The organism is Nocardioides sp., from assembly GCF_036267815.1.
GTDB lineage: Bacteria > Actinomycetota > Actinomycetes > Propionibacteriales > Nocardioidaceae > Nocardioides.
In genome coordinates this window covers 81,947-99,655 of record NZ_DATAVI010000035.1, presented here as the reverse complement: position 1 = coordinate 99,655, position 17,709 = coordinate 81,947, and the positions used below count along the sequence as shown (strand labels likewise).

The 17,709-nt window shown below is 71.6% G+C and carries 18 protein-coding genes; 8 read left to right on the top strand and 10 right to left on the bottom strand.

Translation table 11 applies throughout. The features are described 5' to 3' along the window. Positions 1-74: 74 nt before the first annotated feature. From VHW64_RS05810 to VHW64_RS05780, 7 genes are all read right to left on the bottom strand, one after another. Positions 75-1,538: a HAMP domain-containing sensor histidine kinase gene (locus VHW64_RS05810; protein ID WP_329649570.1), complete on the bottom strand. Its 1,464-nt coding sequence runs from the start codon at positions 1,536-1,538 to the stop codon at positions 75-77. A gap of 2 nt (positions 1,539-1,540) precedes the next feature. Then, positions 1,541-2,257, bottom strand: coding sequence for a response regulator transcription factor (locus VHW64_RS05805; protein ID WP_329649569.1), 717 nt, complete (start codon positions 2,255-2,257; stop codon positions 1,541-1,543). 57 nt (positions 2,258-2,314) lie between these two features. Continuing rightward, positions 2,315-3,172: a fructosamine kinase family protein gene (locus VHW64_RS05800; protein ID WP_329649568.1), complete on the bottom strand. Its 858-nt coding sequence runs from the start codon at positions 3,170-3,172 to the stop codon at positions 2,315-2,317. A gap of 80 nt (positions 3,173-3,252) precedes the next feature. After that, on the bottom strand, positions 3,253-3,660 hold the full coding sequence (locus VHW64_RS05795) for a TIGR03618 family F420-dependent PPOX class oxidoreductase (protein WP_329649567.1): 408 nt from the start codon (positions 3,658-3,660) through the stop codon (positions 3,253-3,255). 56 nt (positions 3,661-3,716) lie between these two features. Continuing rightward, entirely contained in the window at positions 3,717-4,235 is a 519-nt protein-coding gene (locus VHW64_RS05790; protein WP_329649566.1) for a low molecular weight protein-tyrosine-phosphatase, read from the bottom strand. Then, a complete protein-coding gene (locus VHW64_RS05785) occupies positions 4,235-4,687 on the bottom strand; it encodes a phage holin family protein (RefSeq protein WP_329649565.1) in 453 nt (150 codons plus the stop codon). The genes VHW64_RS05790 and VHW64_RS05785 overlap by 1 nt, the downstream gene beginning before the upstream one ends. Before the next feature lie 30 nt (positions 4,688-4,717). Beyond that, complete coding sequence (locus tag VHW64_RS05780; protein ID WP_329649564.1) at positions 4,718-5,428, bottom strand: GntR family transcriptional regulator; 711 nt, start codon at positions 5,426-5,428, stop codon at positions 4,718-4,720. A gap of 143 nt (positions 5,429-5,571) precedes the next feature. Between VHW64_RS05780 and VHW64_RS05775 the strand changes: the two genes are divergently transcribed. The 3 genes from VHW64_RS05775 to hisC all read left to right on the top strand — a co-directional run bounded on the left by VHW64_RS05775 (position 5,572) and on the right by hisC (position 8,238). Beyond that, on the top strand, positions 5,572-6,489 hold the full coding sequence (locus tag VHW64_RS05775) for a dimethylarginine dimethylaminohydrolase family protein (protein WP_329649563.1): 918 nt from the start codon (positions 5,572-5,574) through the stop codon (positions 6,487-6,489). A gap of 75 nt (positions 6,490-6,564) precedes the next feature. Next, positions 6,565-7,158, top strand: coding sequence for a VanZ family protein (locus VHW64_RS05770; protein ID WP_329649562.1), 594 nt, complete (start codon positions 6,565-6,567; stop codon positions 7,156-7,158). Positions 7,159-7,167: 9 nt separating this feature from the next. Then, on the top strand, positions 7,168-8,238 hold the full coding sequence (hisC, locus tag VHW64_RS05765) for a histidinol-phosphate transaminase (RefSeq protein WP_329649561.1): 1,071 nt from the start codon (positions 7,168-7,170) through the stop codon (positions 8,236-8,238). A 19-nt stretch (positions 8,239-8,257) separates the two neighbouring features. Here the strand turns inward: hisC and VHW64_RS05760 are convergent, their stop codons facing one another. Both VHW64_RS05760 and VHW64_RS05755 read right to left on the bottom strand, forming a co-directional pair. Further along, the gene (locus VHW64_RS05760) at positions 8,258-9,559 is read right to left on the bottom strand and encodes an MFS transporter (RefSeq protein WP_329649560.1); all 1,302 of its coding nucleotides are present in this window, start codon (positions 9,557-9,559) and stop codon (positions 8,258-8,260) included. Continuing rightward, positions 9,556-10,140 (bottom strand): helix-turn-helix domain-containing protein, encoded by a 585-nt coding sequence (locus VHW64_RS05755; protein WP_329649559.1) that lies wholly within the window; start codon positions 10,138-10,140, stop codon positions 9,556-9,558. The genes VHW64_RS05760 and VHW64_RS05755 overlap by 4 nt, the downstream gene beginning before the upstream one ends. Positions 10,141-10,443: 303 nt before the next feature. On the opposite strand from VHW64_RS05755, the gene VHW64_RS05750 reads away from it, so the two are divergent. Then, on the top strand, positions 10,444-11,385 hold the full coding sequence (locus VHW64_RS05750) for a glutathione S-transferase family protein (protein ID WP_329649558.1): 942 nt from the start codon (positions 10,444-10,446) through the stop codon (positions 11,383-11,385). A gap of 3 nt (positions 11,386-11,388) precedes the next feature. Further along, on the top strand, positions 11,389-12,216 hold the full coding sequence (locus tag VHW64_RS05745; RefSeq protein ID WP_329649557.1) for a DUF72 domain-containing protein: 828 nt from the start codon (positions 11,389-11,391) through the stop codon (positions 12,214-12,216). A 399-nt stretch (positions 12,217-12,615) separates the two neighbouring features. Here the strand turns inward: VHW64_RS05745 and VHW64_RS05740 are convergent, their stop codons facing one another. Continuing rightward, on the bottom strand, positions 12,616-14,244 hold the full coding sequence (locus VHW64_RS05740; RefSeq protein ID WP_329649556.1) for a DHA2 family efflux MFS transporter permease subunit: 1,629 nt from the start codon (positions 14,242-14,244) through the stop codon (positions 12,616-12,618). A gap of 117 nt (positions 14,245-14,361) precedes the next feature. Here VHW64_RS05740 and VHW64_RS05735 point away from each other — a divergent pair, with 117 nt between their 5' ends. From VHW64_RS05735 to VHW64_RS05725, 3 genes are all read left to right on the top strand, one after another. Further along, positions 14,362-15,252, top strand: coding sequence for a MarR family winged helix-turn-helix transcriptional regulator (locus VHW64_RS05735; protein WP_329649555.1), 891 nt, complete (start codon positions 14,362-14,364; stop codon positions 15,250-15,252). 259 nt (positions 15,253-15,511) lie between these two features. After that, positions 15,512-16,693, top strand: coding sequence for a pyruvate dehydrogenase (acetyl-transferring) E1 component subunit alpha (pdhA, locus tag VHW64_RS05730; RefSeq protein ID WP_414690453.1), 1,182 nt, complete (start codon positions 15,512-15,514; stop codon positions 16,691-16,693). Beyond that, on the top strand, positions 16,693-17,691 hold the full coding sequence (locus VHW64_RS05725) for an alpha-ketoacid dehydrogenase subunit beta (RefSeq protein ID WP_329649554.1): 999 nt from the start codon (positions 16,693-16,695) through the stop codon (positions 17,689-17,691). The genes pdhA and VHW64_RS05725 overlap by 1 nt, the downstream gene beginning before the upstream one ends. Positions 17,692-17,709: the final 18 nt, after the last annotated feature.

Sequence of the window (17,709 nt, the reverse complement as noted above, 5' to 3'; positions counted from 1 at the left end):
CTGGCCGTTGCAACCCCCAATAAGTGCCAACTCCCCCGCGTAAGCGGGGGATTCGACAGACGCCGAGCCCCAGCTCAGGTGGGGGTGGCGAGGAGGGGGGCGCCGGGGAGCTGCATGATCATCCGGGTCCCCCCGGCGTCGGTCTCGTCGACCCGGACGACGCCGGAATGGCGCTCGATCACCTGGCGGACGATCGAGAGCCCGAGACCCGAGCCCGGCATCGACCGGGACTCCTGGGAGCGGTAGAAGCGGTCGAAGACATGCTCTCGGTCGCCGGCCGCGATGCCGGGACCCTCGTCGTCGACGGTCAGTGTGCCGTGGTTGAGCCGGATGCCGACCCGGCCCCCCGAGGGGCTCCACTTCACGGCGTTGTCCAGCAGGTTGGTCACCGCGCGCTCCAGGGACGCCGACTCGCCGATCACCCACCAGGGCTCGGTGTCCACCTCGAAGGTCAGTCCGGTGCCGCGGCGCCGGGCGCGGGCCACGGCGCGATCGACGACCTCGGCCAGGTCGACCTGCTCGACCACGGTGCGCAGCGGCTCGTCGCGGGCGAGCTCGACCAGGTCGCCGACCAGCGTCGACATCTCCTCGATCTGACCGCGTACGTCGTCGAGCAGCTCGTGGCGGGCGGCGTCGTCCAGCCCGCCGGAGCTGTCGGCCTGGAGCATCAGGTCCAGGTTGGTGCGCAGCGACGTCAGCGGCGTGCGCAGCTCGTGTCCGGCATCGGCGACCAGCCGTCGCTGCCGGTCTCGCGACGCGGACAGTGCGACGAGCATGTCGTTGAACGCCGTCGCGAGCCGCGCGATCTCGTCGTCGCCCTCGACCGGCAGCGGCTGGAGGTCCTCGGTGCGGGCGATCCACTCGACGCTGCGGGTCAGCCGTCGCACCGGGCGCAGACCGTTGCGGGCGACGGCCCAGCCCGCGGCCGCGGCGCCGATGACGCCGGCCAGGCCGAACAGCAGCATCACGGCGCCCAGGCGCTTGAGCACCCGCTGCTCGGGCGCCATGTTCTGGGCGAGGACCAGCGCCACGCCGGGGTAGCCCGAGGGGACGCTCACGACGCGGTACTGGACGGTGTTCACCGTGATCGTCCGGATGCTGTGGGCGGAGTGACCCGCGGCCACCTGGCGTTCGGGAGATCCCAGCGCCAGCGGGGTGTTGTCGCCCTCGATGGCGTACTTGTGGCCCTGGTAGTTGTACATCATCATGTCGACGCCGCCGGCGCCCAGCGCCCACCGCGGCACGGAGGGGTTCTGGTTGACCGACGGGATGCCCGCATCGGCGATCGCGTGCGCCCGACCGATCAGGGAGTTGTCCAGGGAGTTCTCCAGCGACATCCTGACGGTCACGAAGGCGCCGAGCGCGACCAGCGCGACCGCGAAGCAGACCGCCATCGTGGTCATCAGGATGACCCGACTGGCCAGGGAGCGCCGGTAGTGCCATCGCGGCTCGTCGAGAGCCGACGTGCGCGACGTCGGCTCGGCCGCCGGGGCGGCCTCAGCGGCGGGTGCGGCCGACGCCTTGGCCGCCTGACGCACGCTCACCCCTCCTTCAGGACGTACCCGACGCCTCGAACCGTGTGGATCAGCCGGGGCTCGCCCTCGGCCTCGGTCTTGCGGCGGAGGTACCCGACGTAGACCTCGAGGGAGTTCGCGGTGGTCGGGAAGTCGTAGCCCCAGACCTCCTCGAGGATGAACGCGCGCTCGAGCACGCGCCGTGGGCGGCGCAGGAACATCTCCAGCAGCGTGAACTCCGTGCGCGTCAGCTCCATCGCGCGCCCGTCGCGGCGTACGTCGCGGGTCGCGAGGTCCATGGACAGGTCGGCGAAGGACAGCACCTCGAAGTCCTCACCGTCATTGGGTACGACGCGGCGCAGCAGCGCCCGCAAACGGGCCAGCAGCTCCTGGAGGGCGAAGGGCTTGGTGAGGTAGTCGTCGGCCCCGGCGTCCAGGCCCTCGACCCGGTCGCCCACGGCGTCACGTGCGGTCAGCACCAGGATCGGGACGTCGTTGCCGGCCTTGCGCAGCGTCTTGGTGGTCTCGATGCCGTCGAGGCGCGGCATCATCACGTCCATCACGACGACGTCGGGACCCTGCCCGTGGCCGATGCCCGCGAGCGCCTCGGCTCCGTCGGCGGCCAGGGACACGGCGTACCCGTTGAACTCCAGGCTTCGGCGCAGCGACTCGCGCACCGCCTTGTCGTCGTCGACGACGAGCACGTGCGGCTTGCTGCTCGCGGAGGTCGACGCGGGTGTCACCCCCCTACTGTGCCCGATCGTCCTGAGTCGTGCCTGAGAAGCGAGGACGGCGCGCGATCAGGCGTACCGGCCCGCAACCTCGGCCGCGCGCGCGCCGTAGCCGCCGCCGAACCGGCAGGCGTGGACCAGCAGCGGGTGGAGCTGGTGCAGCCCCACGCGGTCCTCCCAGCCCTCGGCCAGAGGCGACACCTCCTCGTACGCCTGGAGCACCCGAGGCAGCTGGGGCAGCCCGAACAGGGCGAGCATCGCGAGGTCGGTCTCCCGGTGACCGCCATGAGCAGCCGGGTCGATCACGCAGGAGCCGGCTTCGTGGGTCCAGATGACGTTGCCGTTCCACAGGTCGCCGTGCAGCCGTCGCGGTCCCTCCTCCGGGACCAGGCCGGGCAGACGGCCCACGATCCCCTCGACCACGGCCGCCCCGTCGGGGGAGATGGCGGCGCGGTCGCGGGCCAGCTTGAGGTAGGGCAGGACCCGCCGGGTCGCGTAGAACTCCGCCCAGGTCGGGGCCGCCTTGTTGGGCAGGGGCAGCCGCCCGATGAATCCCTCGCGACCCGAGCCGTACGCCGCGGCCCCGGCGTCGTGGGTCTTGGCCAGGGCCCGGCCGAACTCCGCGGCCGCCTCGGTAGACAGCTTCCCGGGCTCGACCCACTCCAGGATCAGGCAGTCGGCCTGGACGGCGAGGACCTCGGGCACGTGGACCCCGGCCGCCTCGCCCAGCCAGCGGAGCCCGGCCGCCTCGGCCTCGAAGAAGCCGGCCGGCGCGTTGGTCAGCGTCTTCATGAACGCCGACCGGCCGCTGCTCAGGCGCAGCTTGGTGGCGATCGCGACGTCACCGCCGGCAACCGGAGCCGTGGCCGCGACCGCGGAGCCCAACAGCTCCTCGGCCCGGCGGGCGATGTGGGGCTGACGCGTCATCGCGACCTCCTCGGATCCGGCAGGGTTCACCGTACTGCGCCGCGCCAGCCTGCTCCGCGGGTCGTCCGTCCCAGAGGTCCTCAGTCGATCTCCCACCCGTGCCAGTGGGTGATCTCGACCCACGCGCTGACGCGGGCGGACGCGCGGTTGCCGAAGGCCTGCCCGGTGTAGTGGCGAGCCAGCCGGTCGATGTCGGCCAGTGCTCGCTGCTCGTCGTGCTCCCAGCGCGCGACCTGGCCGCGGACGCTGACGTGGACGTACCACTCGTCCTCCTGGAGCACCGTGAGGGAGACGAACGGGTGCTCCTGGATCCAGCGCAGCCGCGCGCGACCGGCATCCATGTTCACCAGCACGGTGCCGTCGTCCTCGAGGAGGTACCACGTCGCGACCGACATCGGATGCCCGTCGGGCCGGCGGACGGCGATCACGGCCGGGTTCGGCTGCCGCAGCAGCGCGAGGGCGGCCTCGGGGAGCGGCGGCTTCGGCATCGGTTCCTCCTGTGGCGGCGTGGCGGCGTGGCGATGTGGCGATGTGGCCGCGTGGGCTACGGCGCGGACCGCTCGGACTGCCCGGACAGCCCGGACAGCCCTGACAGCTCGGTGACCAGGGCCTCGGAGGTGCGCTCGACCAGCTCGAGCACGGTGTCGAAGCCGTCGCTCCCGCCGTACCACGGGTCGGGCACGTCCGCACCCGGCTCGACCGGGTCGAAGTCGCGGTAGAGCCGGACCCGCTCGGACCGGCCGCCCACGTCGGCGAGGTTGGCCGAGTCCATCGCCAGCACGAGGTCGTACGACGCGGCCTCGGTCTCGTCGTACTGTCGAGCCCGGTGGCGGGTGGGGTCGTAGCCGGCCTGGTCGAGGGTCGCGGCGGCGCGGTCGTCCATCGGCTCGCCGACGTGCCAGTCGCCGGTCCCGCTGCTGCTCACGCTCACCCGGCCGTGGAGCCCGGCGTCCGCCAGCCGCTGCTCGAGCACGACGTGGGCCATGGGTGAGCGGCAGATGTTGCCCAGGCAGACCAGGGTCACGCGGTAGTGACCCGGCCGCCGCGGGGGCGGCAGCGGCACTAGCCCTGCCCCTGCCGGGATCGCGAGCGAGACCGCGCCCGCGACCGGGACCCCGGGCGGCGGTCGTCGTCCTCGAGCACCGCGACGTCGATGAACCAGTTCACCACCGTGATCACGATCGAGCCCCACAAGGCGTTCCAGAAGCCCTGCACGTGGAAGCCGATGCCGAGCCCGCCGGCGATGGAGGCCGTCAGCATCAGCATCAGCGCGTTGATCACCAGCAGGAACAGGCCGATGGTGAAGATGATGAAGGGAATGGAGAAGAACGTGACCACGGGCTTCACGAAGCTGCTGACCAGGCCCAGGATCAGGGCGACGAGCAGCAGGGGCAGGAGCTTGTGCTTCAGCTCCGCCTGCCCCGTGTGCGGGCCGGTGAGGTAGATGCCGGAGATCAGCCAGGTCGCGACAGCGACCCCCGCGGCGGTGGACAGCAGCCAGGTCACGAACCTCACCTCTAGAAGCATAGGCGAGGGGTCGGCGGGTCAGGTCAGGTCGAGCCGCTCGATGATGGCGTCCTCCGCGCCATGCAGATGGACCTCCAGCTCGGCGATCGCGGCGTCGGTGTCTCCGGACTCCAGCAGGTCGAGCAGGTGGTGGTGGCTGCCGGCCTGGTCGCGGGCGTTGCGGCGCACGCGGTCGATCTGGGCGAGCACCAGCCGCAGCTCCCCGACGATGGACTCCGCCATCGCGACCAGTCGGGGCGATCCCGTGAGGCCGACCAGGCTGAGGTGGATGCCGAGATGGAGCTCGTTGAGCTCTCGGTACGACGCGTCCGCGGCAACGGCCCGCTCGTAGTCGGCGAGCGCGTACCGGACGGCGTGACGGGCCTCCTCCGAGGCCCGGGCCCAGGTGCGCACCCCGGCCGTCTCCAGGACCGTTCGCGCGGTCGACACGTCGCGCACCGACTCGGGGTCGGGGCTCGCCACGCTGACGCCGCGGTTGGGCTCGCGGGTCGCCAGCCCCTCGGCGACGAGCAGGGCCAGCGCCTCGCGGACGGTCGGTCGCGAGACCCCGAGCGACTCGGTCAGCGCGACCTCGCGCAGCGGTGTCCCGGACTCGATCTCACCGTCGAACACGGCCCTGCGCAGCTCGTCGGCCACGCGCTCGACGGTCGAGGAGTGCTCCAGGCTCAGCCCGTCGAACGGCGAGCCGTCGCCGGCCGCGCGGACGGAACCGGGCTCGACGGGGGGCATGTCGGCCATTGTCCGACAGCCGGGGCCCGGACGCCGACTTGCCGGCCCTCGACCCGTCCTCCATACTCGATCTTGTCAGATTGTCTGACAAAGAGTTGTCGGCGCCCCGCCTCGGGCCGGCGCTCCTGCGAGAGGGGTACTCCGTGTCGATCACCCGGCCACTGCGATGGGGACGCCGCTACGTCATGGTCCGTCCCGACCACTTCCGCATCGACTACGCGATCAACCCCTACATGGATCCCGCCGACCAGCCCGACGCCCGCCGCGCGATGGCGGAGTGGATCGAGCTGGTCGCGACGATCGAGCGGCTCGGTGGCACCGTCGAGGTCGTCCCGCAGCGCGAGGACGCCCCCGACATGGTCTACGCGATGAACCTCGGCCTCGCGATGGTCCTCCCCGAGGGCCTCGCGGCCTCTCGCGGACACGTCGTGATGTCCCACATGCGCTTCGCGGAGCGCCGGATGGAGACGCTCACCTCGCAGCCGTGGTTCGAGCGCAGCGGCCGCACCACGTCGTACGTCGGTCGCGATGGCGTCGGCGCCCACCTCGAGGCGGGCGACGTCTTCGCCTGGGGCGACGCCCTCGTCGCCGGCTACGGTCCGCGCACCGAGGAGATGGCGCTCAAGCACCTCGCCACCGAGCTCGGGGTGCGCGTGCGCGGTCTCCGCATCACCCACCCCGCGATGTACCACCTCGACCTGGCCTTCTGCCCGCTCGACGACCGCCGCGCGATGGTGGCGCCGGGAGCCTTCGACCAGGCCTCGGCCGAGGCGCTGCTCTCCCTGGTGCCCGAGCCGCTGGTGCTCACCGACGACGAGGCGCTGTCGACGTTCTGCGCCAACTCCATCGTGATCGGCCAGACGGTGGTGCTGCCGGCCGGCAGCCCCGCGCGGGTTCGCGAGCAGCTGGTCGCGTGGGGCTTCGAGGTCGTGGAGGTCGAGGTGTGGCAGTTCCACAAGGCCGGCGGCTCGGTGCGCTGCCTGACCAACCCGGTCGACGTCACCGTGGGTCGCGACCTGCCGTCGGTGCCGGGCGGGCAGGTGCTCCTGCCTCCCGTCTGACCGCCCGCCCGAGCCCGGCCGCCAGGACCGGCAGGCCGGGACGCCGTCCGGCACCTCGCCCTTACCCTCGACGACATGGAACCGATCGGTGGCATCACCTGGATGCTGCTGTTCGCCGCCGCCGCCGGACTCTTCTCCCTGGTCGTCGGGCTGGCGGTCGGGCGCCGGATGGGGGCGCTTGCGGGCGTCGCGTGGTTCGGGCTGCTGTGGAGCCTCGTCGTGATCGCGATCGTGACGCTGGTGCCGGCTCGCAACGGCCTGGGCTACATCCCCGCCGACGAGCACGCGACCAGGTGCAGCTGGAACATCAACGGCCCCGCGCCGGGTGGCTTCTGGATCTTCGGTGGCGGCCAGGAGCTGCTCAACACCCTGCTGTTCGTGCCCGCCGGGGTCTTCGGGGTGGTCGCGGCCTCGCGGTGGCGAGCCGGCCGGGTGCTGGTGCCGCTGGGCCTGCTCGCGCTCGCGGCGTACTCCCTGGGCATCGAGGAGACCCAGCTCCACGTCGCGCGGATCGACCGTGCCTGCGACGTCACCGACATCATCGACAACGTCTCGGGAGCCCTGATCGGCGTGGCGGCCGGACTGGTCCTGCTGCCGGTCCTGCGGCCGTGGCGAGCACGGTCAGGGCACGGTCACGGCACGGTCACGGTGCGGGGACGGCGGAGATAGGTTGACCGCATGACTTCGCCGCAGCCGCGCGAGTGCGTCCTCCGGATCCCGGCCTACGTCGCGGGCAAGCCGCCGAAGACGCGCGAAGGTCTGACGACGTACAAGCTGAGCAGCAACGAGAACCCCTACCCGCCGCTGGCGGGCGTGGTCGAGGCGGCCGCGCGGGCCGCCGAGCAGATGAACCGCTATCCCGACATGGGCAACACCGCGCTCTACGCCGCGCTGGGCGACAAGCTCGGCGTCGACACCGACCGGCTGGCCCTGGCGACCGGCAGCGTGGGCCTGATCTACCAGCTCGTGCAGGCGTTCTGCGAGCCCGGCGACGAGGTGGTCTACGCCTGGCGCAGCTTCGAGGCCTACCCCATAGCCGTCACCGCCGCGGGTGCCGCCAACGTCCAGGTGCCGCTCGCCGCCGACGGTCGCCACGACCTCGACGCCATGGTCGCGGCCGTCACCGACCGCACCAAGGTCGTCATGGTCTGCACGCCGAACAACCCCACCGGGCCGTCGGTGACCCAGGCCGAGCTCGACAGGTTCCTGGAGCGCATCGGGTCCCACGTGCTCGTGGTCGTCGACGAGGCCTACCTCGAGTTCGTGCGGATGCTCGACGCCGTCGACGGTGTCGCGACGGTGCTGGCTCACGACAACGTCGTGTCCACCCGCACCTTCTCCAAGGCCTACGGGCTGGCCGGCTTCCGGGTCGGGTACGCCGTCGCGCCTCCCGCCGTAGCCGCTGCCCTGCGTGCCGTGAGCCTGCCGTTCGGCGTCTCGGGGGTCGCCCAGGCCGCGGCGATCGCCTCCCTGCGAGCCGAGCCGGAGCTCCTCGAGCGCGTCGAGGGCCTGGTCGCGGAGCGCGAGCGGGTGGTGAAGGCGCTGGCCGACGCCGGCGTCACGGTGCCGGAGGCGCAGGGCAACTTCGTGTGGTTCGCCGTCGGCGACCGCACCACCGACCTCGCCGCTGCGGCCGACGAGCTCGGCATCGTGGTGCGCCCGTTCGCCGGCGACGGGGCACGGGTCACGATCGGCGAGACCGAGGCCAACGACCGGGTCGTCGAGCTCGGCCGCACCTTCCAGCGCTGACGCGGCCGGGTCAGCGCTGTCAGGCGGCGACGGTCTCGCGGGTGGGGGCGGGCTCGCGGCGGCTCATGCCGCGGAAGCTCGGGAAGAGAGCGGGCGCCATCGTCGCGGCGAAGTAGCCCAGGCCGACCACCAGCAGGGCCGGTGAGAGCCCGATCCGACTCACCAGCACGCCGCCCAGGACACCGCCCACCGGCATCAGCGACCAGCACAGCGCGCTGGACAGGGCCGTCACCCGGCCCACCATCTCGCGCGGGATGCGCTCGAACTGCACCGCGCCGAGCACCGGGTTCAAGAAGCCCGACGACGCCCCGCCGACCACGCACATCGCCAGGATCGCCCACAGCGGCACGCCCAGCGCGAAGAGCACGAACCGTGGCAGGCCGGTGACCAGGAACGCCACGAGGTAGGTCGCGAACCTCGGCAGCCGGGTGCCGTACGTCGCGGCGACGACCGAGCCGAGCATCGACGCGCCACCCCAGACGGAGAAGACCAGACCGACCGCCCCGACCCCGGCGCCGGAGTCGTGCGCCCACACCGGCAGCAGCACCGCCGACCACGCGAGGTCGAGCAGGTTGGTCACCGCCACCATGACGCACAGACTCATCAGGACGGCGTCGCGACGCAGGAAGTCCCAGCCCTCGCGGAGCTGCGCGGCGTACGACGACGTCTCCGGCTCGGTGACGGTCTCGGCACCGGACGGCTGGGAGAGCTGGGCAGGCGTCGTCTCCAGGCTCCCGGTCGTCGCGACGAGCACCAGTGCGCACAGGCCGAACGACGCGGCGTCGACGGCGACGGCGTCGGCCGCGCCGATGGTCGAGACCAGGCCGCCGGCGATCGCCGCTCCGACCATGGTCGCCCCGCGCTCGATGGCCGAGGACAGTCCGGTGGCGCGCTCGTAGGGCACCTCGGCCCGCTCGACGAGCGCGGGGACCAGGGCGGTGCTCGCCGCGTCGCCGGGTCCGCGCAGGGCCCCGGCGATCGCGACGAGGCCGAGCAGGACGCCGAAGCTGAGCGCACCGGCATGGTGCAGGACCGGGATCGTCCCGACCACGAGGCAGGAGAGCGCATCGGCGGTGATCGCGAGGCGACGCGCACCGACGCGGTCCACCACGGGTCCGCCGAAGGCCTTGAGCAGCACCATCGGCGTGATCTCGGCGAAGGCGACGAGCCCGGTGCGCGTCGGTGAGCCGGTGGTGATCAGGACCAGCCAGGGGATCGCGATCATCGAGACGCGGGTGCCGAGCAACGAGATCGCGTCGGCGGTCAGCCACCCGTAGAGCGGGAGTCGGCGGCCCGGCTTGCGGGTCGATGCGAGGGTCATGCCTGCGGTCCCTCCAAGACGACGGTGCCGGGCCTGGGGAACGCGTTGAGGTTGACCACGAAGGTGTCCGCGCCGGGGCTGTCCTCGTCTGCCTCGGTCCAGCCCTCGATCACGTCGACCAGCGCCAGCACCAGCTCCTCGGCCCGCTCGGGGGTCAGCCGGAGGTGCCAGTCGCTGGTGGTGCTCGCAGACCGCCAGGGGGCGGGGAGGTAGCGGTGCTCGGCGGCGAACTGCATGAGGGTCTCGGTGTAGAGCAGCGCGACCGAGTGCAGGTAGGCCTCGGTGCTCTCGGCCTCCTCCTCGGTAGTGCGCGAGTCGAGGTCGGCGCGCGTGTTCATGTGGGCGGCCCGCCACCACCGGTCGCGTCTGTCGCCGCGGCCGGCGTCCTCGACGATGAAGCCGTGCTCGGCCAGCTGTCGCAGGTGGTACGACGTGGCGCCGGTGTTGAGGCGGAGCAGCTGGGCCAGCTGGGTGGCGGTGGCCGGGCCCTCGAGACGCAGGAGCATCAGCATCTTGAGCCGGGTCGGGTGGGACAGCGCGCGCAGCCCGGCGGAGGTGGGGGTGACGGTGGAGTCGGCCATACCCACAACATACCTTTGCAAAGAACACTTTGCAAAGGGTGCTGTGGCGTTTCTGCGTCGTCGGCCGACCCGGCCCCGGTCAGCCGCCACGGGACCGACCCGGTCGACACTCGGCGGCACTCGGCCGGCCGCAGTCGGTTCGCCTGTGGCCGTCCCCCTTGGCGGCCGACGACCTGCGCACGTGTCGCCCGGGTCGGGTCCCGTGGCGGCCGACCGGGGGCGCGGCTGGAGGCTCGTGGGCGCCTCCGGTGGTCCGGGTCGTGGCTGGCGAGTCTCGGGCTTGGTTGCGGGTACGACGTGAGGATGGCGGCGTTCGAGCGCGATACCGACTACCTCCCGGACCGGGTCACCCGCGAGTCGGGACGCTCACAGGACCCGGCTGTGGGTGACCTCGACACGACCACCTGGCCGGCCGAGGCCGGTCGGTACCGGCTGGTGGCGGCGTGGGCGTGTCCGTGGGCCAACCGGGCGATCATCGTGCGCCAGCTGCTCGGCCTGGAGGACGTCATCTCCATGGGGGTGTGCGGGCCGACGCACGACGAGCGCAGCTGGACCTTCGGGCTGGACGCCGACGGCCGCGATCCCGTGCTCGGGATCGAACGTCTCCAGCAGGCCTACCTCGCCCGCGAGCCCGACTACGCCAGGGGGATCACGGTGCCGGCGATCGTCGAGGTGGCGTCGGGGCAGGTCGTCACCAACGACTTCCCCCAGATCACCCACGACCTCTTCTTCGAGTGGCGCGACCACCATCGTCGCGACGCGCCGGACCTGTGGCCGGTCGACGTCCGCGCCGAGATGGACGAGGTGATGGAGCGGATCTACACGGAGGTCAACAACGGCGTCTACCGCTGCGGCTTCGCCGACGACCAGGCGGCCTACGACGAGGCCTACGACCGGCTCTGGACGGCGCTGGACTGGCTCGAGCAGCGGCTGACCGACCGCCGCTACCTGATGGGAGCGGCGATCACCGAGGCCGACGTCCGGCTGTTCACCACGCTGGCCCGGTTCGACGCGGTCTACCACGGCCACTTCAAGTGCAACCGCACCAAGCTGTCGGAGCTGCCGGCGTTGTGGGGCTATGCCCGCGACCTCTTCGGGACCCCCGGCTTCGGCGACAACACGGTCTTCGACCAGATCAAGACCCACTACTACGTCGTCCATCGGCAGCTGAACCCGTCCGGGATCGTCCCGAGGGGGCCGGGTCTGGACGGCTGGCTCACGCCGCACGGCCGCGACAGACTCTGAGCCGTGAGCGGGCAGGTCAGGGTCGGCATCTCGGGATGGCGCTACCCCGCGTGGCGCGGTGACTTCTACCCGACGGGCCTGCCGCAGCGGCGCGAGCTGGAGTACGCCGCCGACCACCTCACCTCGATCGAGGTGAACGGCTCCTTCTACTCCCTGCAACGCCCCTCGTCGTACGCCGCGTGGCGGACCGAGGCGACCCGGGTCAAGCCGGCGTTCGTGTTCTCCGTCAAGGGTCCCCGGTACGTCTCGCATCTGAAACGGCTCAAGGGCGTAGAGATCCCACTCGCGAACTTCTTCGCTTCGGGAGTTCTCGCACTCGGGCCGGCGCTCGGGCCGATCCTGTGGCAGCTGCCGGAGAACCTCCGGCTCGACGCCGCCGTGCTGGACGAGTTCCTCGCGGGCCTGCCACGCTCGACGACCGAGGCCGCCGAGCTCGCCACCCGTCACGACGACAAGGTGCCCGATGACCGCGCGCTCACCGCGGCCGAGGACCACCGGCCGATCCACTACGCACTGGAGTTCCGGAGCGCCTCCTTCGCCACTGCCGAGGCCGACGCCGTACTGCGCCGGCACCGCATCGCGACCGTGCTCGCCGACACGGCCGGGCGCTGGCCCAAGGTCGACCAGGACACCGGTCCGGTCCGGTACGTCCGGTTGCACGGCGACCAGGAGCTCTACGCCAGCGGGTACACCGACCGGGCCGTCGACGAGTGGGCTGACCGGTGCCGCGGGTGGTCCGCGGCCGGGCAGGACGTCTTCGTCTACTTCGACAACGACGTCAAGGGCTATGCGCCGCGCGACGCGATGCGCCTCATCGACCGACTGACGTGACCTCGCTGCGCTTGGTCGTGCGGCGCACCGCCCGGCAGTGGATGCAATGACCTTGCCCTCGGCCCGAGCCCGACCCGGGCGCACCGTGGCTCGCGACGTTCACGTGGTCCGGCTCGGACAGCGACGGGTCGACCCCGGTCGACGACGTGCAGCTGTCGGAGGCCGGCCGGAAGGGGGGTCCTACGCCTGGGGTCCAGGACGGTCGCCGCACCACGGCCACGGAGACCGACGCCGAGTTCGAGGGTGGGTCCCCGTGCTTCCGCGCGCGGGCCGTGGACCCGGCGGGCGAGAAGCCGCCTGGCGCGTGCGCTGCTTCCGGGCCAGGGCCTACCACCCCGTCGTTCGCTGGCCCGGTCATCGGCTGACAGGGTCGTGTGTCCGAGCCCGCGCTAGACCGCGCTAGACCGCGGTCTCGGGCACACGACCGGAGTCATCGGTGGGCTGGCCCGTCGCAGATCGGTCGACGAAGTCCTTCTGCCGGATCAGGACCAGGCACAGCGCCCCGACGACGAACGCCATCACCGCGGCGATCATCGTGATGTGGTTGAGCGAGTCGACCACGCCCGAGGTGCCGACCGACCGCACGAGGTCGTAGGCCTGCTGGCCCGCGGCGGCCCCGCCCTGAGCTGAGGCCGCCTGCTGCGCGCCGGTCGCGGCGGGCACGACCTGCCCGCCCGAGAGGGCCGCGGTGAGGCCGTGGACCGCGTTCGCGGGGACGTGACCCGCGACCAGCTGGGGCCGGACGGCGTCCGCCACCCGCTGGCTGAAGATCGACCCGAGCGCGGCGATCCCGGTGGCGATCCCGACCTGTCGGAACGTCGAGTTCACGCCGCTGGCCATGCCCGCGCGGGACACCGGGACGACGCCGACCGCGGTGGACGCCAACGGCGGGTTGATCATGCCGACCCCGAAGCCGGAGACGAGCAGGCCGGGGATCAGGTGGGTCCACGACGAGTCTTCGTGGATCCCGTGGATCAGCAGCAGGCCGACGCCGAGGATCAGGAAGCCGGGTCCGATCAGCCACTTCACGGGCATCTTCTCGGTGAGGCGGCCCGCCACCGCCGCCGCGAAGAACGACGCGACGGACAGGAACAGGAACCGGACGCCGGTGGCGACGGCGGAGTAGCCGAGCACGTTCTGCACGTAGATCACGAGGTAGGTCAGCAGCGAGAAGATCGAGGCCGAGACGCCGAACGCCGCGATCAGGCCTCCGGTGAACGTGGGCTTGCGGAGGAGGCCGAGGTCGAACATCGGATGCTCCTGGAGAAGCTGGCTGACGACGAAGACCACCAGCAGCACGCCGGACAGGACGAACGACAGCACGACCCGCTGCTCGCCCCATCCGTCCTCACCGGCCTCGATGAGCCCGTAGACCAGGGCGCCGAGCGCGATCGAGAACGACACGAAGCCGAACCAGTCGGGACGCCCGGCGTGCCGGTCCTTCGACTCGACGAGGCGCATCAGCGTGACGGCCAGCGCGACCAGGCAGATCGGCACGTTGACGAAGAAGATCCACCGCCACGACAGGCCGCTGGTCAGGGCGCCGCCGAGCACCGGACCGATCGCGACGGCGACGCCGGTGGTCGCGCCGAAGACGCCGAAGGCCGTCCCGCGGTCCTTGCCGTGGAACGCCGCGGCCAGCAACGCGAGCGCCGTCGCGAACATCGCGGCGCCGCCGATGCCCTGGAACGCTCGAGAGATCGTGAGGAACGTGATGTTCTGCGCCGACCCGCACGCGACCGAGCCGAACGTGAACACGACCAGCCCGATCACGAACACCAGGCGGCGCCCGTACAGGTCGGCCAGGGACCCGGCGGTGAGCAGCAGGGCGGCCAGGCTGAGGGCGTAGGCGTCGATGACCCACTGGAGGTCGGACAGCGAGGCGTGCAGCTGGTCCTGGATGTCCGGCAGCGCGACGTTCACGATGGTGATGTCCAGCAGGAGCATGAAGACGCCGAGGCAGACGGCAGTCAGGGTCCACCACTTCGGGTCGGCACCCGAGGTCGCCGGGGGGTGCTGCTGGCTCATGGTGTCTCCTCCGCCTGCCGGCAGGGATCACCGACCGGATATCGTCACACAGTTAACGATTACCCTCGGTACGATACTCGAGACGAGACGATCGTCAAGCGGCTAACGATCAGGGAGGTGAGGGAGTTGGGTCAGCAGCTGCCCGGTGCGCCGCAGGTGCTGCATCCCGCGCTCGCCGATCTGGCCGGGCACGTCGTATGGCGTGCCCACGCCAAGGTCGCCGCGGCCATCGAGTCGGTGCTGCCGGAGAGCATCGACGTGCACGGGTACGCCGCGCTGGTCGCCCTCGGCGACGGTGTCCCCCGATCGCAGCAGGGTCTGGCCCGGTCGATCTGCGTGAGCCGCACCACCGTCATGCGGGTGGCGGCCGACCTCGCCGCCCGGGGCCTGGTCGGCCGGGTGCGCAACCCCGAGGACCGACGCTCCTACCTGCTCACCCGCACGCCTGAGGGGGCGGCCGCGGCGCGCACCTGGCGCCGCCACGTCGACCAGCTCGAGGACGCGGTGATCGCGGGGCTCACCGCACGCCAGCAGGACGACCTGCGTGCTCTGCTGGGCAAGGTCGTCGAGCCCGACCTGGCCCCGGACACTCCCGACGCCCTCCGGCACAGCATCGGCTTCCTGGTGACTCGCCTGCACATGCCGATGCGCACGGAGTTCAGCAAGGCCCTCGCCCCGATCGGGATCGAGCCGCCCCACGTCGGCGTACTCACCGCCCTGCGGGCGACGGGCCCCGTGTCCCAGTCCGAGCTGGCCAGGATCTTCGCGCTCAGCGGGGCGCACATGGTCCAGCTCGTCGACGAGCTGGAGGAGCGTGGCCTGGTCGAGCGACGCCGGCTTCCGGCCGATCGACGCGCGCAGGTGCTGCACCTCCGGCCCGGCGCGCGGGAGCGGCTTGCCGAGGCTCTCCCTCTCGCCGACGCCGTCGTGGCCGACTCCCTGTCGCCGCTCACGCCGGCGCAGTCCCGGCGCCTGCTCGACCTCCTGCGCCGCCTGGTCACCACCTGACGCCGAGTCGGCACGTGACGACTCGGCGCGATTTCGGCGTACACATGTGCCGACTCGAGGCGTTTGGAGTGCACATATGCGCCGAGTCGGCGTGGGCGGCGGGGGCTGGGTGATTCGCGGGGTCTCGGTGCGTCCCGGTACGTTGGGGGACATCATTGTGGTCCCAGTCACAGCGGCGTCATGGCGCACCACCCCGCGCCGTACGCCGTCCGGAGCAGGCAGGCGGCGACCCCGCGAGCCTTGAGCACAAGGAGCAACCGTGACCCAACCCGGCTTCGGGCCCGACCTCGCGGAGGTGTTCGGGCCGGCCCGCCAGACCAGCGCAGAGACAGGGGCCCTCGGCCTCGTTCAGCTGCTCACCCCGGAGGGCGAGCGCGTCGAGCATCCGGAGTTCTCCTTCGGCGACGACCTGGCCGACGCCGAGCTGGCCGAGACCGTGCGCGGCTTCTTCCGCGACATGACCCTCACCCGCCGCATCGACGTCGAGGCGACCGCGCTCCAGCGGCACGGCGAGCTCGGGATCTGGGCCCAGCTGCTGGGGCAGGAGGCGGCCCAGGTCGGCGCCGGTCGAGCCCTGCGGCCGCAGGACTACGTCTTCCCGACCTACCGCGAGCACGGCGTCGCCTGGTGCAAGGGCGTCGACCCGTTGAAGCTGCTCGGCCTGTTCCGCGGCGTCGACCAAGGTGGCTGGGACCCTCGCGAGAACAACTTCGGCCTCTACACGATCGTGATCGGCGCGCAGACGCTGCACGCCACCGGCTACGCCATGGGCATGCAGCGCGACGGTGTCGTCGGCACCGGTGACCCCGACCGCGACTCCGCGGTGATCGCCCACTTCGGTGACGGCGCGTCGTCCCAGGGCGACGTGAACGAGTCGTTCATCTTCGCCGCCAGCTACAACGCCCCGGTCGTGTTCTTCTGCCAGAACAACCAGTGGGCCATCTCGGAGCCGATCGAGCGCCAGACCCGGATCCCGCTCTACCAAAGGGCTCTCGGCTTCGGCTTCCCCGGGGTGCGCGTCGACGGCAACGACGTGCTCGCGACGTACGCCGTGACCAGGGCGGCGCTCCAGCGGGCCCGCGACGGCCAGGGTCCGACGTTCGTGGAGGCCTACACCTACCGGATGGGCGCCCACACGACGACCGACGACCCCACCCGCTACCGGCTCTCCGACGATGTCGAGCGCTGGAAGCTCAAGGACCCGATCGCGCGGGTCGAGGTCTACCTCAAGCGCAACGGCCTGGCCGAGCAGAGCTTCTTCGACGACGTCTCCGCCGAGGCCGACGACCTCGGCCACCGGCTCCGCGAAGGTTGCAAGGCGCTCCCTGACCCCCAGCCGTTGAGCATGTTCGACCACGTCTTCGCCGAGGAGACCGACGAGCTGGCCGCCCAGCGGGATGGCTACGCGGCGTACCTCGAGAGCTTCGAGGGGGCCCACTGATGACCACGGACAGCCGGCCCAACCAGAAGGTCACCCTCGCCAAGGCGCTCAACATGGGCCTGCGCAAGGCGATGGAGGACGACTCGAAGGTCCTGCTCATGGGCGAGGACATCGGGACGCTCGGCGGGGTCTTCCGGATCACCGACGGCCTCCAGAAGGACTTCGGCGAGGACCGCGTCATCGACAGCCCGCTGGCCGAGTCCGGCATCGTCGGTACGGCGATCGGCATGGCGCTGCGCGGCTACCGGCCCGTCGTCGAGATCCAGTTCGACGGCTTCGTCTACCCCGCCTACGACCAGATCGTGTGCCAGGTCGCCAAGATGTGCTACCGCTCGCAGGGGCGCACGCCGTTGCCGATGGTCATCCGGATCCCGTTCGGCGGGGGGATCGGCGCGGTCGAGCACCACAGCGAGTCGCCCGAGGCGCAGTTCGCCCACACCCCCGGACTCAAGGTGGTCGCCTGCTCCAACCCGGTCGACGGCTACTGGATGATCCAGCAGGCGATCGCCGCGCCCGACCCGGTGATCTTCTTCGAGCCGAAGCGGCAGTACCACGCCGACAAGGCCGACCTCGACGAGAGCGCGACGCCCGACCCGCTGTTCACCAGCCGGGTCGTGCGGCAGGGCAGCGACGTGACCGTGCTGTCCTACGGCCCGACGGTGAAGACCGCGCTGAAGGCCGCCGAGGCCGCGAGCAACGAGGGCCGGTCGCTGGAGGTCGTCGACCTGCGCACGCTCTCACCGCTCGACCTGGGGAAGGTCTACGACTCGGTGCGCAAGACGGGTCGTGTCGTGGTGACCCACGAGGCCCACGTCAACCTCGGCCTGGGCGCTGAGCTCGCCGCACGCATCACCGAGGAGTGCTTCTACTCCCTGGAGGCGCCGGTGCTGCGGGTCGGCGGCTTCGACACGCCGTACCCGCCCTCGCGGATCGAGGAGGACTACCTCCCCGACCTCGACCGGGTGCTCGACGCGGTCGACCGCACGCTGGACTTCTGAACCGTACGAGCAGAGGGG